The sequence below is a fragment of the Vibrio sp. CK2-1 genome (assembly GCF_021726515.1).
Classification (GTDB): domain Bacteria; phylum Pseudomonadota; class Gammaproteobacteria; order Enterobacterales; family Vibrionaceae; genus Vibrio.
Map to the genome: position 1 here is coordinate 1 of NZ_JAKKCJ010000003.1, position 15,029 is coordinate 15,029.

At 41.6% G+C, this 15,029-nt stretch carries 15 protein-coding genes and 1 other RNA gene; 9 read left to right on the top strand and 7 right to left on the bottom strand.

Annotated features, from left to right (window positions below; genetic code table 11):
• Positions 1-110: 110 nt before the first annotated feature.
• The 3 genes from L3V25_RS08660 to smpB form a co-directional block, all read right to left on the bottom strand.
• Positions 111-1,355 (bottom strand): integrase domain-containing protein, encoded by a 1,245-nt coding sequence (locus tag L3V25_RS08660; RefSeq protein WP_237294999.1) that lies wholly within the window; start codon positions 1,353-1,355, stop codon positions 111-113.
• Between the two features lie 164 nt (positions 1,356-1,519).
• Positions 1,520-1,886: a transfer-messenger RNA gene (ssrA, locus tag L3V25_RS08665) on the bottom strand.
• 192 nt (positions 1,887-2,078) lie between these two features.
• On the bottom strand, positions 2,079-2,564 hold the full coding sequence (gene smpB / locus L3V25_RS08670; protein WP_027696831.1) for an SsrA-binding protein SmpB: 486 nt from the start codon (positions 2,562-2,564) through the stop codon (positions 2,079-2,081).
• Between the two features lie 113 nt (positions 2,565-2,677).
• Here smpB and L3V25_RS08675 point away from each other — a divergent pair, with 113 nt between their 5' ends.
• Positions 2,678-3,112, top strand: coding sequence for an SRPBCC family protein (locus tag L3V25_RS08675; RefSeq protein ID WP_237295000.1), 435 nt, complete (start codon positions 2,678-2,680; stop codon positions 3,110-3,112).
• A gap of 29 nt (positions 3,113-3,141) precedes the next feature.
• On the top strand, positions 3,142-3,468 hold the full coding sequence (locus tag L3V25_RS08680; protein WP_237295001.1) for an RnfH family protein: 327 nt from the start codon (positions 3,142-3,144) through the stop codon (positions 3,466-3,468).
• Between the two features lie 113 nt (positions 3,469-3,581).
• On the opposite strand, the gene bamE is transcribed toward L3V25_RS08680, so the two are convergent.
• The 3 genes from bamE to nadK form a co-directional block, all read right to left on the bottom strand.
• Positions 3,582-3,944, bottom strand: a complete 363-nt coding sequence (gene bamE / locus L3V25_RS08685; protein WP_237295002.1) for an outer membrane protein assembly factor BamE — start codon at positions 3,942-3,944, stop codon at positions 3,582-3,584.
• Between the two features lie 190 nt (positions 3,945-4,134).
• Positions 4,135-5,799 carry a DNA repair protein RecN gene (recN, locus tag L3V25_RS08690; protein WP_237295003.1) on the bottom strand — a complete coding sequence of 555 codons (1,665 nt, stop codon included), beginning with the start codon at positions 5,797-5,799 and terminating at the stop codon, positions 4,135-4,137.
• Positions 5,800-6,128: 329 nt separating this feature from the next.
• Positions 6,129-7,013, bottom strand: coding sequence for an NAD(+) kinase (gene nadK, locus L3V25_RS08695; protein WP_237295004.1), 885 nt, complete (start codon positions 7,011-7,013; stop codon positions 6,129-6,131).
• 211 nt (positions 7,014-7,224) lie between these two features.
• Here nadK and grpE point away from each other — a divergent pair, with 211 nt between their 5' ends.
• The 3 genes from grpE to dnaJ all read left to right on the top strand — a co-directional run bounded on the left by grpE (position 7,225) and on the right by dnaJ (position 11,452).
• Positions 7,225-7,863, top strand: a complete 639-nt coding sequence (gene grpE / locus L3V25_RS08700) for a nucleotide exchange factor GrpE (RefSeq protein WP_237295005.1) — start codon at positions 7,225-7,227, stop codon at positions 7,861-7,863.
• Between the two features lie 269 nt (positions 7,864-8,132).
• Positions 8,133-10,043 (top strand): molecular chaperone DnaK, encoded by a 1,911-nt coding sequence (gene dnaK, locus L3V25_RS08705; protein ID WP_237295006.1) that lies wholly within the window; start codon positions 8,133-8,135, stop codon positions 10,041-10,043.
• Positions 10,044-10,312: 269 nt separating this feature from the next.
• Positions 10,313-11,452, top strand: coding sequence for a molecular chaperone DnaJ (dnaJ, locus tag L3V25_RS08710; RefSeq protein WP_237295007.1), 1,140 nt, complete (start codon positions 10,313-10,315; stop codon positions 11,450-11,452).
• A 216-nt stretch (positions 11,453-11,668) separates the two neighbouring features.
• Here dnaJ and L3V25_RS08715 read toward each other — a convergent pair whose 3' ends face one another.
• Positions 11,669-12,133, bottom strand: coding sequence for a type IV pilin protein (locus L3V25_RS08715; RefSeq protein ID WP_267135458.1), 465 nt, complete (start codon positions 12,131-12,133; stop codon positions 11,669-11,671).
• Positions 12,134-12,235: 102 nt separating this feature from the next.
• Between L3V25_RS08715 and L3V25_RS08720 the strand changes: the two genes are divergently transcribed.
• From L3V25_RS08720 to L3V25_RS08735, 4 genes are read left to right on the top strand one after another with little or no spacing between them, the layout of a single operon-like run.
• A complete protein-coding gene (locus tag L3V25_RS08720; RefSeq protein ID WP_237295009.1) occupies positions 12,236-12,751 on the top strand; it encodes a GspH/FimT family pseudopilin in 516 nt (171 codons plus the stop codon).
• Positions 12,732-13,352, top strand: a complete 621-nt coding sequence (locus L3V25_RS08725; protein WP_237295010.1) for a hypothetical protein — start codon at positions 12,732-12,734, stop codon at positions 13,350-13,352. The genes L3V25_RS08720 and L3V25_RS08725 overlap by 20 nt, the downstream gene beginning before the upstream one ends.
• The gene (locus tag L3V25_RS08730; RefSeq protein ID WP_237295011.1) at positions 13,352-14,620 is read left to right on the top strand and encodes a hypothetical protein; all 1,269 of its coding nucleotides are present in this window, start codon (positions 13,352-13,354) and stop codon (positions 14,618-14,620) included. The genes L3V25_RS08725 and L3V25_RS08730 overlap by 1 nt, the downstream gene beginning before the upstream one ends.
• Positions 14,610-15,026, top strand: a complete 417-nt coding sequence (locus tag L3V25_RS08735) for a prepilin-type N-terminal cleavage/methylation domain-containing protein (RefSeq protein ID WP_237295012.1) — start codon at positions 14,610-14,612, stop codon at positions 15,024-15,026. The genes L3V25_RS08730 and L3V25_RS08735 overlap by 11 nt, the downstream gene beginning before the upstream one ends.
• Positions 15,027-15,029 lie beyond the last annotated feature (3 nt).

Sequence of the window (15,029 nt, forward strand, 5' to 3'; positions counted from 1 at the left end):
TCGTTTACGACTACATGGTCAAGTGCATGCAGGAGTTAGCGAAAGCGGAACCTGATATCGATGCACTCCTGCCTTGGAACTTCAAACACTAACAATATCGCCCCGTGGGTTCATGGCGCGGATACTTTAAATTGCTTCATTCCTGTTACAGATAAGCTCCCTCTAGATGCTTGTTCAATGTGGCTACTCCACCAGCACATCATTGGCCTACGCCGTTCTAGATAGTCTGTACGGTTGTAAGCGGCACGTACCTGGCTATCATCAACATGAGCCAATGCAGCTTCAATAAGGTCGGATTCGAAGCCCTGTTCATTTAGAGTTGTACTCGCAATTGAGCGCATACCATGACTAACTAATCTACCTGTGAATCCCATTCGTTTTAGTGCCATATTTACAGTTTGATTATTGCTAGGCTTTTTAGGGGCACGATCAGATGGGAATACATGCTCTCTATGCTGACTAATCGGCTTCATTACTTCTAAGATCAGTAACATTTGATCTGTAAGTGGGATTCGGTGTTCTCTACGCTTTTTCATGCGCTCTGGTGGAATTGTCCAGATTTTATTTTCTAGATCAATTTCATCCCATCGAGCACCAGACGCTTCAGATGGACGAGTCATTGTATGGAGTTGCCACTCTGCTAAACAGCGAGTTGTCTTTTTAATACTAGAGGTGGCAAGTGCACTCATTAGTTCTGGTAACTCGTCCGGAGATAGAGCGGCCATATTTACTTTTTTCGGCTTTTTAAATGCAGCTTTAATCCCAGTTAATGGGTTTGCAGAAACTAGGCCACAGTTAGTTGCATAGTTCATTACTTCATTTAACCGTTGAGCAACTCTTTTTACTGTTTCAAGATTACCTTTTGCTTCAATAGGGCGTAATAAATCAATGACTAATGGGGCTGTGATTTCTTTTATTGGAGTATTAGCCAGCTTAGGAAAAACGTGTAGCACAAGAGAACGCCAGATATCTTCTGCATAATCAGGAGTAACAGAGTCTTTTTTTATTTCAAACCAGTCTTGAGCAATTTTTTCAAAGACATGCTCATGAACCTCTTTATAAGCTTGTTGCTTTTTCTTTTTGTCTTCTTGTGGGTCAATACCTTGAGCGATCAGCTCTTTAGATAAAAGTATGCTTTTACGTGCCTGAGCAAGACTAACCTCAGGATACTTACCTAAGCCTAGATTAGTTCTTTTGGATGTATGGGGATGTTTATAATTTAGTAACCACAGTTTTGAGCCGTTAGGTTTCACGCGTAAACGAAGGCCATCACCATCAAATAGATTGTATTCTTTAGACTCAGGTTTTGCAGCTTTGATTTCTTTATCTGAAAGCCTAGTAGTTATTTTTGCCATAATGGGTACACCAGTTAGGTACATTAAAAGTAGTGTACCCTGTGATGTACCTATAATGCAAAGATGTTAAAAGACATTAATAGAACTTAAAAGACGCTAAGTTATTGATTTTATGTTTTTGAGGCACAAAAAAAGACGCCCTAGGACGTCTTTAAATGTTGAATTGGTGGAGCTGGCGGGATTTGAACCCGCGTCCGAAAATCATCCATCATTGGTACTACATGCTTAGTCGATCTTTAATTTCACCACCGACCTGCGAACCGACACGCTAGTTGATGGCTATCCTGAATTATTTTTAATGCTTTGTCTCTCAGGCGGGAGACTCCACACGAGTTTGTTTGGGTTTGACTCTCTGTTATTCCCCGTCTTACAAACGGAAGCTAGGGCAGAAAGGCTCTCAGCAGGTTATTAAGCTGCTAGTGCGTAGTTTTCGTCGTTTGCGACTATTTTTTTGCGGCTTTTTACGTGGCCAACCGCCCCACGACATGCACCTCAGACTTACAAATTCCCGTCGAATCCTGAATCAGCCCCAAGGTTGTTTGATTGATTTTGAACTACTCATCAAAATCTCAAACTAGCGCTTTCACGCTTTGTATCTTTATCAAGTATTGTGATAATCGATACTTCAAACGCATAGTAACATAAAACCTTTAAGAGTCTAGCGACTTGCGTTTAAGTGGTTAACATTAACTCACTTGATATTTGTTACTTAAAAACGGAATGTTAGCGTAAGCTACTCTTCATAATTCGAGCTTTATCACGCTGCCAATCTTGGTTCTTTTTATCATCACGCTTGTCGTGAAGTTTCTTACCTTTCGCCACCCCGATTTTCATCTTAACCCAAGATTTTGACCAGTAGAGCGATAGGGCAATCAATGTCATGCCTTCGCGGTTTACGCGGCCAAATAGGTTATCGAGTTCACGGCGGTTAAGTAATAACTTACGAACACGAGTTGGGTTAGCAACAATGTGGGTAGAAGCTTGTTGAAGTGGTATGATTGACGCGCCACTTAGGAACGCTTCACCGTCGCGAAGAAAGACGTAACTTTCTGCGATATTGGCTTTACCTTGACGTAAAGATTTGACTTCCCAACCTTGCAGCTCAAGACCAACTTCTATTTCATCATCGACGAAATATTCGTGTCGAGCTTGCTTGTTAAGAGCGATAGTATTACTACCGGCTTTTGATTTTGATTTTTTCTTTGCCATAATGGCCTCATTATACGGATTGCTTTTATTTTGGCGAATCCTTTTGTTCTAATTCTTGGTAATATTTTGTTTATTTTCGAGAATTTGCTTCATGGCTCAAATTAGGAAGAAGTATGCCTCAGGTTAATCGTTCAGCATTAGTCTCGTTTAGTGCTCAGCAAATGTATGATTTGGTCAATGATGTTGAAAAGTACCCTGAATTTTTACCAGGATGTTCAGGCTCCAAGCTGATTGAGTATACCGATACCGCTTTGGTTGCCTCGGTCGATGTTTCAAAAGCCGGGATTAAAAAAACCTTTACCACTTCGAATACAATGGAACCTGGCCGTAGGATTAATTTGGAGTTAGTGGATGGCCCTTTCAAGTCCTTAACCGGATTTTGGGTGTTTACCCCGCTAGATGACTTTGCTTGTAAGATTGAGTTTAGCTTGTCGTTCGAGTTTACTAACAAACTGATTGAAATGGCTTTTGGTAAAGTTTTCAATGAACTGACTAACAATATGGTGAACTCTTTTACTCAACGCGCAAAGCAAATGTACAACAATTGATTGGCGAGTAGCCATACAGGTGACAAACAATGACAGAGCAAACAAGTGCTAATTCACTGATCCATGTTGAGGTAGTATATGCACTGCCGCATGAGCAAAAAGTGTTTGAACTTGCGGTATCAGAAGACTTAACCGTTCAAGAGATTATTGAACAGTCTGGCGTTTTGGCTAATTACCCTGAGATAGATTTAGCGAAGAATAAAGTGGGTGTGTTTAGTCGAAATGTAAAACTAGATTCGACGGTGCGCGATAAAGATCGCATTGAAATTTACCGACCGTTATTGGCGGATCCAAAAGAAATTCGCCGCAAGCGCGCAGAGCAAGCAAAAGCGGAACAAGCCAAGAAGAAAGCTTAATTGATTGAGTTTAAGTGAAGGTTATTGGTTTTTAGAACGATAAAAAATGGCCTATCAAGTGAGATCTTAATATCTACTTGATAGGCCATTTTGCGTTTATGAGCTACTCGTTATTAATTTAACGGAGTATTGAAATCTGGGCTTAAGTCAAAATCACCCGACGCTTCGGTTAATGCTTGAGTTTGAGGATCAAACTTCACAATAAAGTTTTTCTGAACAGAATCGTCATGGCCGTGAGTGAAATGGTAAATATAGTACCAAGTATCAGGGTAACCATTTTCAACTAACATTGGAGAGCCTAGAACAAACTGAACCTGTTCTTTGGTCATGCCAATACGAAGTTTGTCGACATCTGGCTGCTCTATGTAGTTACCTTGAGCAATATCGATGCGATAAACCAAGCGTTCAAGTACGCTACAGCCGGATAATATCGTTAAAGCGAAAGGGATAATGAGTATCCACTTTTTAAAATGCATAGTGGTTTCTTTGAGTTAAAGGCGAAAATCTTGCTCGATGATAAACAAGCCAAGCGAAGAAGTAAAAGCCCGTAGTGTTAAACATGCAAATTAAGACAGAAAACTTAGAGTTTAGTTGCAAAGTTAATATAAATGCTCGGTTATTTTCCGAGTCCGAGTCCGAGTCCGAGTCCGAGTCCGAGTCCGAGCCCTAAGCCGCAACTAACAATTCTTTGGCATTCGCTTTAGTTGAATCAGTAATTGTGCTACCGCCAAGTAAACGAGCCAGTTCATCAATGCGCTGATTTTCATCTAATTGATGGATTCGAGTTTCCGTTTTTCCAGCTTTTGCTTGTTTCGCGACAAATAATTGCTGATGACCACTGCCGGCTACTTGCGGTAAGTGGGTGACACAAAGTACCTGAGTAGACTCACCTAGCTTACGTAACATTCTTCCGACAACACTTGCCGTTGGGCCACTGATACCGACATCCACTTCATCAAATATTAGGCTTGGTGTTTGAACTTTTTGCGCCGTGATAACTTGAATCGCTAATGAAATTCGTGACAGTTCACCACCAGAAGCAACTTTGGCTAACGCTTGTAATGGCTGGCCAGGATTAGTTGAAACTAAGAAATTGATTTGATCTATGCCTAATGGCGCAGCATGTTTTTCATCTTTAATCACATCAATACAGAATTGCGCTTTTTCCATGCTTAGCTCATGCATACTTTGAGAGATCAGTTTATTTAGCTCTTTTGCATAGCGGCTACGGCTTTTACTCAGCTTTTCTGCGGCGGTTAAAAAGGTTTGATATTTATCATCGACATCTTTTTCTAATTGCTCGAACTTTTCATCAGAACAATCGAGCGCTTCAATTTGCGCTTTTACTTCTTGATGATATTGATATAACTCTTCTGGACGAACGTGATGTTTGCGCGCGGTAGTCATTACTTTGCTGAAACGTTCTTCGACTTCGGCTATTCGCGCGGGATCGACATCGATGTTATCGGAGTAATGTCTTAATTCTGAGTTGGTTTCTTCTAGTTGGATCATGGCTTCCGATAATAGATTCGGCAGGTGAGCCAATGATGGATCTAATTCTGCAAGCTCGTTGAGTGAATGACTGACAGAATGAAGTAGGCTAAGCGCATTCACTTCTTCGCCTTCATACAGTTCATTGATTGCTTGTTGGCAAATCACCGCAATCTGTCCACTGCTTGAAAGGACTTTATGTTCTTGTTCGAGATCTTCAAATTCGTTTTCAGATAATGCTAACTCGTCCAACTCTTTCACTTGATATTCAAGCAATTGCTTTTGAGCTAAATTTTCTTGGCTATTAGCGCGCAGATTCTTAAGTTGGTTTCGTAGTTGACGCCAATCTGAATAATGCTTTTTACTTGCTTGGATCAGTTGCTGGTGGCCGGCGTATTGGTCTAGCAAGGTTAATTGGTGTTCAGGCTTCATCAGTAGGTGATGAGCGTGCTGCCCATGAATATTGACTAAGTTTTGTCCTAGTGATTTTAATTGTGACAGTGGCACTGGATTGCCATTGATAAACGCACGAGAGCGACCTTCATTAGTGATGATGCGACGAATAATGCATTCTTCACCATCCAGTAATTCATTGTCTTCTAACCATCGAGTGGCATTTATGTTGTTGTCTAGGATAAAGGAGGCGGTGATGTCGGTTTTTTCCTCACCAGGACGTACCATATTGCTATCAGCACGGCCGCCTAAACAAAGGCTCAGCGCATCAATTGCAATAGATTTACCAGCACCTGTTTCACCGGTAATGGTTGTCATTCCTTTGAAAAGCTCTAGCTGTAAAGACTTAACAATTGCAAAATTATTAATACTTAAATGGGAGAGCATAAATCCACCTCGAAAAAAGATAAAACAAATCACTGTATGTAAAAACAGTATATACTGGCTTTTTATACAGTAAAGTTTTTTTGTGTGAATTTTGCATCTTGCGGTCAGCTAGATATAAAAATGCTCAGGTGATCACAGGAATCATCTGAGCATTTTCATATACCCTTCGTACTTGAAGCCGCAGCTTTGTTGACGGCGTTCATTCGCCTCAATCACATAGACGAGCTATGCTCATGAGGTCTCATTCACTTGTCGCCTCACTGCAACTCCAATTACTTTGTGTATAGGCATAGCTATCTGTTATCTAGTCGCGAGCCAGAAAGCTGGGATTAAAATAATTTACTCGACCAACCTAGCTTATGACGCAATACATGGTAGTAGCTGTAATCTTCAGGGTGAATTAGCTTTAAAATACTTGGGCTTTGGAAGATTTGAATTTCATCGCCAGGTGACACTGGCAGTGATATTTGGCCGTCACAACTGACTTCTTGAGTGCCTCGATTATCAGGAGATACCACCAGTTTTATTTTACGCTTGCCATCAACTACAAGCGGGCGGCTAGATAAGGTGTGTGGGAACATTGGAACTAATGAAATCGCATTCAAACTAGGAGATAAAATTGGCCCTCCGCCAGATAGTGAATAAGCTGTTGAGCCCGTTGGCGTTGAGACGATTAAACCATCGGAGCGTTGTGAGAAAGCAAATCGGTCATCAATGTAGACTTCAAATTCAATCATATGAGCGATTTTACCTGGGTGCAGAACCACTTCATTTAACGCAGAGTTATGACTTTTTACATGCCCACTACGATGCACTTCCGCCTCTAATAAGAAACGTTCTTCAACTAGGTATTCGCCTTTAAGTACTTTGAGTAGTGCGTCGTGAAAATCTTCAGGATTGAGATCGGTCAAGAAACCTAGGCTACCGCGGTTAACCCCGATGACTGAAATATCAAAGCGAGATAAAATACGCGCCGCACCGAGCATATTGCCATCACCGCCAACCACAATCGCTAAATCGGCTTGTTGACCAATGTTGAGTAAGCTGGAAAACACATCTCTTGGAAGGTCATCTAAAATATCGATCAAGCGATCATCTATTAATACGGTGTAGTTTTGTTCTATCAGCCAATGAAAAAGCTCTTTATGCGTTTGCACAGCTTTATGGTCGCGAGGCTTACCAATAATGGCAATAACGTTAAAAGGCTTCTGCATAGGTATCAACTCTATTGTGAAAAGGGGCGATAAGGTTTTCTTGGTATTTTATCAGGCATATTTATTAAGCATAGTGAAAGATAAACGCACTCTACGCTTGAATCATAAATCTTCATCCCCATAATAAAGGCAAGTGGAACGACTATGCGAGTATTTTGTGCCTATTCCGTTAGGACAAGCGCATGGTGTTGAATATATTCTTGGAGATATCATGACTACAGAACATAACAAACCGCAAGATGAAGAGCTAAAATCGGAAGATGTACAAGTTGAGCAAGAACTTGTTGAAGATGATGTTAATACAGATGACGCTCAAACCATTGGTGGCGAAGGCGATATCGATTGGAATGACGAAATTGAACAAGTAGAGCAAGAAGCTTCTCGTGTTATCGAATTAGAAGCGGCGTTAAATGCTGCGGAAGCTCAAATTAAAGAGCAGCAAGATTCAGTACTTCGCGCTAAAGCGGAAGTTGAAAACATGCGCCGTCGTAGCGAGCAAGAAATTGATAAGGCTCGTAAGTACGCATTGAATAAGTTCGCTGAAGAATTATTGCCAGTGATTGATAACCTAGAGCGTGCTCTACAAGCAGCAAACCCTGAAGATGAAGCAGTTAAGCCGATTCTTGAAGGTGTTGATATGACGCACAAATCTTTCGTTGATACGGTTGCTAAATTTGGTTTAGAGGCCATTAATCCTGAAGGTGAAGCGTTTAATCCTGAACTACACCAAGCGATTGGCATTCAAGAAAGCCCAGATCATGAATCAAACACTGTGATGATCGTGATGCAAAAAGGCTATCAATTAAATGGTCGAGTGATTCGTCCTGCCATGGTGATGGTTGCTAAGTAATGGCTGCTAAGTAATCTTGCGCTAGTAACCTAGCATCAACAATTTAATTAAAACTAAGTGCCGAGTATAAAAAACTCGGCATTTTTTTATTTTTCCCCTTGAAAAGCATTTTGCCGCCCTTATCTATTGTGCATACAGAAACACGTAATGCGAAATGCAAAACAAATTAGCTTACAGGGTTGAATCCCAATTCTGAGCCCCCATCTATTTGTTATCAAAAGCTGGGTATAGCAAAAACTGAATAACTGAAATTCTTTGGAGAATGTCAAATGGGTAGAATCATTGGTATTGATTTAGGTACAACTAACTCATGTGTTGCGGTATTAGACGGCGACAAACCACGCGTAATTGAAAATGCTGAAGGCGAACGCACAACAGCATCAGTAGTAGCTTACACAGATGGCGAAACATTAGTAGGTCAACCTGCAAAACGCCAAGCGGTAACTAACCCTGAAAATACATTGTTCGCAATCAAACGTTTGATCGGTCGTCGTTTTGAAGACGAAGAAGTTCAGCGTGATATCGAAATCATGCCTTATAAAATTGTTAAGGCTGACAACGGTGATGCTTGGGTTGAAGCGAAAGGCCAAAAAATGGCAGCTCCTCAGGTTTCTGCTGAAATCTTGAAGAAAATGAAAAAAACCGCTGAAGACTACTTAGGCGAAGCGGTAACTGCTGCGGTTATTACTGTGCCGGCTTACTTCAACGATGCACAACGTCAAGCAACAAAAGATGCTGGCCGTATCGCAGGTCTTGAAGTGAAGCGTATTATTAACGAACCAACAGCAGCTGCACTTGCTTACGGTCTTGATAAGAAAGGCGGCGATCGCACTATCGCAGTTTATGACCTTGGTGGTGGTACATTCGATATCTCTATTATCGAAATTGATGATCACGAAGGCGAGCAAACTTTCGAAGTACTAGCAACTAACGGTGATACTCACCTAGGTGGTGAAGACTTTGATACTCGTTTGATCAACTACTTAGTATCTGAGTTCCAAAACGAGCAAGGCATTAACCTGAAAAACGATCCACTTGCGATGCAACGTGTGAAAGAAGCGGCTGAGAAAGCGAAGATTGAACTATCTTCTGCACAACAAACAGACGTGAACCTTCCATACGTGACAGCGGATGCGACTGGTCCTAAGCACATGAACGTAAAAGTAACTCGTTCTAAACTAGAATCTCTAGTTGAAGACCTAGTTCAACGTTCTCTTGAGCCGCTAAAAGTTGCTCTAGCAGATGCTGACCTATCAGTAAGCGAAATTACTGACGTTATCCTAGTTGGTGGTCAAACACGTATGCCAATGGTTCAGAAGAAAGTTGCTGAATTCTTTGGTAAAGAAGCACGTAAAGACGTGAACCCTGATGAAGCAGTAGCAATTGGTGCTGCGGTTCAAGGTGGTGTTCTTGCGGGTGACGTGAAAGACGTTCTTTTACTAGACGTAACGCCTCTATCTTTCGGTATCGAAACGATGGGTGGTGTTATGACGAAGCTAATTGAGAAAAATACCACGATTCCAACAAAAGCGAATCAAGTATTCTCAACAGCAGAAGACAACCAAAGCGCAGTAACGATTCACGTACTACAAGGTGAGCGTAAGCAAGCGACTTACAACAAGTCTCTAGGTCAATTTAACCTAGAAGGCATTAACCCTGCGCCACGTGGCATGCCACAAATCGAAGTAACGTTTGACCTAGATGCGGATGGTATCTTGAACGTTTCTGCTAAAGATAAAGCGACAGGTAAAGAGCAAAAAATCACGATCCAAGCATCTGGTGGTTTATCAGATGAAGAAATCGAGAAAATGGTACAAGAAGCCGAAGCTAACAAAGAAGCGGACAAAAAGTTCGAAGAGTTAGTAACGACTCGTAACCAAGCTGACCAAATGATCCACGGTACTCGTAAGCAAATGGAAGAAGCAGGCGATGCACTTCCAGCTGAAGAGAAAGAGAAAATTGAAGCAGCAATTGCAGCGCTTGAATCAGTGAAGTCTGGCGATGATAAAGAAGCAATCGACACTAAAGTTCAAGAGTTAGCAGCAGCGGCTCAAAAACTGATGGAAATTGCTCAGCAGAAAGCTCAAGCACAACAAGCTGAAGGTGGCGAGCAAGCTAAACCTGAAGATGACGTTGTTGACGCTGAGTTTGAAGAAGTTAAAGACGAAGACAAAAAATAATCGAGGCTGATTATTGTTAAGTCTGTCGCCCTTAATTAACTGAGGGCGAATGATACGAAACTGCGGGCGTTTAGAGTTTGTCTCTCACGCCCGCAATTTTCGATCTGATACTGGTTAATTTATTGGGGTATTGTCCCGCTAGATAATCACTTCTACCTAAGCTGTTATTTAAGGTATATCGGATTATCTAGCTAGATATAGCTTCTCATAGTTTAAAACACACACTGATGAGCAATGCTTATTGGTAAAAGAAAATTGGTGAACCGAGCATGTCAAAACGTGATCTTTATGAAGTATTAGGTGTCAGCCGTGATGCATCAGAGCGCGATATTAAAAAGGCGTACAAACGTCTTGCGATGAAATATCACCCAGACCGCAACCAAGAAGCGGATGCATCTGACAAATTTAAAGAAGTTAAAGAAGCGTATGAAGTTTTAACGGACCCACAGAAGAAGCAAGCTTACGATCAATACGGTCATGCAGCCTTTGAACAAGGTGGTATGGGCGGCGGTGGCGGCTTCGGTGGAGGCGGCGGCTTTGAAGACATGTTTGGTGATGTCTTCGGCGATATCTTTGGTGGCGGCCGTCGTGGCGGTCCACAGCGTGCTCAACGTGGTGCAGATTTACGCTACAACATGGAACTGTCTCTTGAAGAAGCGGTTCGTGGTTGTGAAAAAGAGATTAACATTTCAACTCTAACAGAGTGTGAAGTGTGTGACGGTAGTGGCGCTAAAGCGGGTTCAAGCTCGCAAACTTGTGGCACTTGTCATGGTCATGGCCAGGTACAAATGCGTCAGGGCTTCTTTGCTGTGCAGCAAGCCTGTCCGACTTGTCATGGTCGTGGTCAAATCATTAAAGACCCTTGTGGTGCTTGTCATGGTGAAGGCCGTAAGAATAAGAGCAAGACATTAAACGTTAAAATCCCTGCTGGTGTTGATATTGGCGATCGCATTCGTCTAAACGGCGAAGGTGAAGCGGGTGAACGTGGAGCTCCTGCCGGTGACCTATATGTACAAGTACACTTAAAAGACCACCATATCTTTGAACGTGACGGCAATAACTTGCATTGTGAAGTACCAGTAAGCTTTACTTTAGCGGCATTGGGCGGTGAAGTAGAAGTACCTACTCTAGATGGTCGCTTTAAGCTTAAAGTACCTGCTGAGATGCAAACTGGCCGTATGTTCCGTATGCGTGGTAAAGGCGTGAAATCAGTACGTGGTGGCGCAACGGGTGACTTAATTTGTAAGTTAGTAGTCGAAACACCAGTGAAATTAAGCTCTCGTCAAAAAGAACTATTACGCGAACTTGAAGAGTCTTTTGGTGGCGAAGAAGCAAGCCAAAAGCATAAGCCGAAATCAGATGGCTTCTTCAATGGCGTGAAAAAATTCTTTGATGATCTGACGAGCTAATCGTCGATTTTGATATGAATAACAAAGCCTCTGCTAGTGATAGTGGAGGCTTTGTTTATTTATAAGTCTAGTTTTTCGGGCGTTTCACTGCTCGTTGCTCGGTAAAGAGTGATTTTCAGTTTAAGATCAACTACTTATATAAATATTTCTCAAGAGTTGCTTTTATTCTTTATCGAAAAACGAGCAGCGCAGCGTCCGAGACTCGAGCAACCTTCCTCAATTCCAACATCCATCCACATTAACGCCACCTTTCTTGGCGCTTCCTACAGAGCCCGCGTTCATCTCTAGCGTTCCGCATTTGTCTTTATCTTGTCCCAAGGCAGATTGTGGGGTGGCTTTAATTACATAAAGATTAATGCCACTGGCACCAGAAGTAATAGAGAATTTATAGCGGTCAGTATCGGTTTGGCAGCCTAGACTAGAATCACAGGTCCCTGCGGTACTATCAATAATGGTGTAATCGTAACTGCCATTCTGAGTACGATGTTGCTCAAGCTCTAATTGAATTTTCATCATATCGGACATGACAGAAGATCGGTGACTTTTTAACACATGCTGTTGATAGCTAGGGTAGGCGATAGCGGTCAAAACACCAATAATCGCCACAGCGATCAATAATTCGATCAATGTCATTCCTTTTTGTCTGCTGCAGTTTTCCTTGCATCGATTTATTCGAATCATTTCTATTACTTCCTGTTAGAGACTTATGCCATTTTTGATAAGTGCTAGCATCACTGCAAGTTGAAATATCAAGATGTAACTAGTTGCAGAGGATTTTGGGGAATGGCTCGAGGGTTTACGCTAATAGAAATGCTGATTTCATTAGTCGTGCTAGCTGTTTTGTTAGCTGCGGCCGTTCCATCGTTTAGTGGGATGAGTGAAAGATCGAAAATGCAAAGGTTAGCAGAGGAACTGCAAGGCTTTTGGGGACAAACTAAATCAGAGGCCGTATTGAGAAATCAGGAGCTTTATTTGCACTTTGTACAAGATGGGGCAGCCTATGCAGGGGAGTGGGCATTAGTGACCAATACTTCTCCAAGCGCGCCTTCAGATCGCCATGCAGCGAAAGTAAATGCGTTAACGTATTTGGATGGTGCGCCTTTTAAAAATATCACCGTCAACTTTACCGCTTCATCAACGACGACGATCTTTGACCGGGTAAATGGCCGCCCAACACAAAATGGCAATATCCAATTCTCGGTAGATTCAACCAAACCTTTAATGTTGAAGTTTCATAATCGTAGTAGTGCGCGAATTTGTAGCGTGACAGGGGATGTATATGGCTATCCGGAGTGTTAAGGCATTAAAGAAGTACCAAAAAGGTGTTTCTCTTGTAGAGTTGATGATTGCATCCGCTATGGGAATCATTGCTTTAATCGCCGTTGGTGGTGTTTTCCTTTCGAGTCAAAAGATTGCAGCTGAAAGATCTCAACGCCTGTTTGTTTTGCAGAGTATGAATGAAGCGTTACGTTACATTAAAGAAGATACCCAAAGAGCGGGCTTTAATGGCAATAACGGGCAAAGTTTCATTTTATCAGGAGCAAGTTCGATTATTGAAACAACCTCCAGTAGTTTAGCTTATGGATACCAAACTCAATTGAGTGGAGGGAGTAGCTTATACACTCAAGTGGCATTTATTTATAAAGATGAAGCATTAAGAGTGTGTGAGAAATCAGTATCGACAACACAAACTTTCATCCCGTGTGGCACTTCGGCTAACCCATCATTTTCACTTCTCGATACAAATCGAATCAAAGTAAATAATTTTGAAGTCGCCAGTCAGGCTTTAGGTTCTACGGTCAGTTCAGCACTTTATACCATCACCTTAACTGCCTCTTTGTCTGATGGTTCGTATCCACAAACTATGTCGACTCAAATTAAGCAAAGGAACTGGAAGTAATGTTGAATCACTTTAGCTCTACCTCCTTACTTTCAAAGCAAAGAGGAGCCGCAACATTATTGGTGGCAGTGCTGCTACTTGCGAGTGTATTGGTTCTTTCATTGGCGAGTTATAAAGGTGTTTTCTTTCAAGCTAAGCGTGCTCAGAATGAAGTTGAGGCTAGGCAACTTCATTGGAAAGGTGAGGGAAGATTGGAGTGTGTTATGGCTAAGGTTGTACAAACTTCACCTTCACCAATTTCCGGGATTAACTTTTCAAATTGTGATAACTCTTCAAATATTAATATTTCACCGGTAACTGGACATCCAAATTTGTACATAGTCACTTCCAATGAAAGTAACTATCTAGTCTCGAAAGTGATAAAGGTACCTAAAAGTGGAGCAACAGGGGCATTAATGGCTAATGCCGACTTGTATTTACAAGGCACTTCTTCAATTCGACCTCAACCGATAGAGTTACTAGGAAGCAATTATTCTTGTGTTTCAGCGAGATACTCTCAAAATATTTTTGTTAATGGTAATTGGGTGACTAGTATCCCACAGGGAACTTCGAATATTGGTTGTGATGCTATATATACTTCGACAGTGACGGGGAGCACACCGCCGGCTCACTTATCAGAGGCTAATGATCAAAACGAATTATTGGATGATGGTATTGATGAATCAAGTTTTAAGGAGGATTTCTTATTTACTGAGAATTTAGATCCATTTCAGGAGTTATTTGGTGTTCCACGCAATGAATATACTTCAATTAAACAGCAATTCTATCAGGTAAATGGCTCCTCAATGTGCTCTGGAGCTACCTGTACTTGTGATGAAAATATAGCAAATGCAATCAATGATAGTGAGGTGCTAATTTGGGTGAATGGATCTTGTGATTTAGGCAGCGCCTCTGCAATTGCAGATGAAGATACCAGTGAAGGCATTATTTTAGTGGTAGAAAATGGGTTGTTGGCTACAACTGGCTCGGTTCCTTTTGATGGTGTTCTTTTTCAGTTTATTCACGGTATTTCTTTTGATATTGATATGTGGGATGGCTTTAGTGGTGAAAGCTTTGTTGATTCGGTCAATGTGCAAACCGGAATTGTCCCTGTCATTTTTATGGCCGGTTCTAAAGTTCCCGATGGATTATTAGTGATCGATGCACCTGGGAATATAGGTGTTATAAATGGCTCTATTAGCCTTTCATACAATAAATCAAAAATAGAAAACCCACTTGGTCAATTACTTAAACCAAAATGGCTAAAAGGATCATGGAATGATTTCTAAACAACAGGGCTTTAGCTTAATTGAAGTGTTGATCACTTTTATCATTCTTATCGTCGGTATTATGGGATTAATCAAACTGCAAACCTATATGGAACGGCAGGCTGATTATGCCGAAAACAGTATTAAGGCCCTTCACTTAGCTGAGTCTCAATTAGAATATTTCCGAACACGGTCAATTAATGGTACAGATGGGACCAAGCCTTTTTCTTCTATATCAGAAGGTACGCATTCTTTTGTTTCAGGAGCATATACTGTCGAATGGACAGTTTCAGGCTCATTCCCTATTTCGGGGGGAGTGGCTTTAAAAACTATCGAGATTGAAGCTGGCTGGAGTAACCGCTGGAACGAGCGACAATCCGTTGCGCTGAAAACCATGATCTCCAAATATAATGAATTTGATAACTGACTC

Bases quoted from the DNA above. Each gene is read 5' to 3' on its own strand.
- L3V25_RS08660 (WP_237294999.1), bottom strand. From the start codon at position 1,355: ATGGCAAAAATAACTACTAGGCTTTCAGATAAAGAAATCAAAGCTGCA.
- smpB (WP_027696831.1), bottom strand. From the start codon at position 2,564: ATGGCAAAGAAAAAATCAAAATCAAAAGCCGGTAGTAATACTATCGCT.
- L3V25_RS08675 (WP_237295000.1), top strand. From the start codon at position 2,678: ATGCCTCAGGTTAATCGTTCAGCATTAGTCTCGTTTAGTGCTCAGCAA.
- L3V25_RS08680 (WP_237295001.1), top strand. From the start codon at position 3,142: ATGACAGAGCAAACAAGTGCTAATTCACTGATCCATGTTGAGGTAGTA.
- bamE (WP_237295002.1), bottom strand. From the start codon at position 3,944: ATGCATTTTAAAAAGTGGATACTCATTATCCCTTTCGCTTTAACGATA.
- recN (WP_237295003.1), bottom strand. From the start codon at position 5,799: ATGCTCTCCCATTTAAGTATTAATAATTTTGCAATTGTTAAGTCTTTA.
- nadK (WP_237295004.1), bottom strand. From the start codon at position 7,013: ATGCAGAAGCCTTTTAACGTTATTGCCATTATTGGTAAGCCTCGCGAC.
- grpE (WP_237295005.1), top strand. From the start codon at position 7,225: ATGACTACAGAACATAACAAACCGCAAGATGAAGAGCTAAAATCGGAA.
- dnaK (WP_237295006.1), top strand. From the start codon at position 8,133: ATGGGTAGAATCATTGGTATTGATTTAGGTACAACTAACTCATGTGTT.
- dnaJ (WP_237295007.1), top strand. From the start codon at position 10,313: ATGTCAAAACGTGATCTTTATGAAGTATTAGGTGTCAGCCGTGATGCA.
- L3V25_RS08715 (WP_267135458.1), bottom strand. From the start codon at position 12,133: ATGATTCGAATAAATCGATGCAAGGAAAACTGCAGCAGACAAAAAGGA.
- L3V25_RS08720 (WP_237295009.1), top strand. From the start codon at position 12,236: ATGGCTCGAGGGTTTACGCTAATAGAAATGCTGATTTCATTAGTCGTG.
- L3V25_RS08725 (WP_237295010.1), top strand. From the start codon at position 12,732: ATGGCTATCCGGAGTGTTAAGGCATTAAAGAAGTACCAAAAAGGTGTT.
- L3V25_RS08730 (WP_237295011.1), top strand. From the start codon at position 13,352: ATGTTGAATCACTTTAGCTCTACCTCCTTACTTTCAAAGCAAAGAGGA.
- L3V25_RS08735 (WP_237295012.1), top strand. From the start codon at position 14,610: ATGATTTCTAAACAACAGGGCTTTAGCTTAATTGAAGTGTTGATCACT.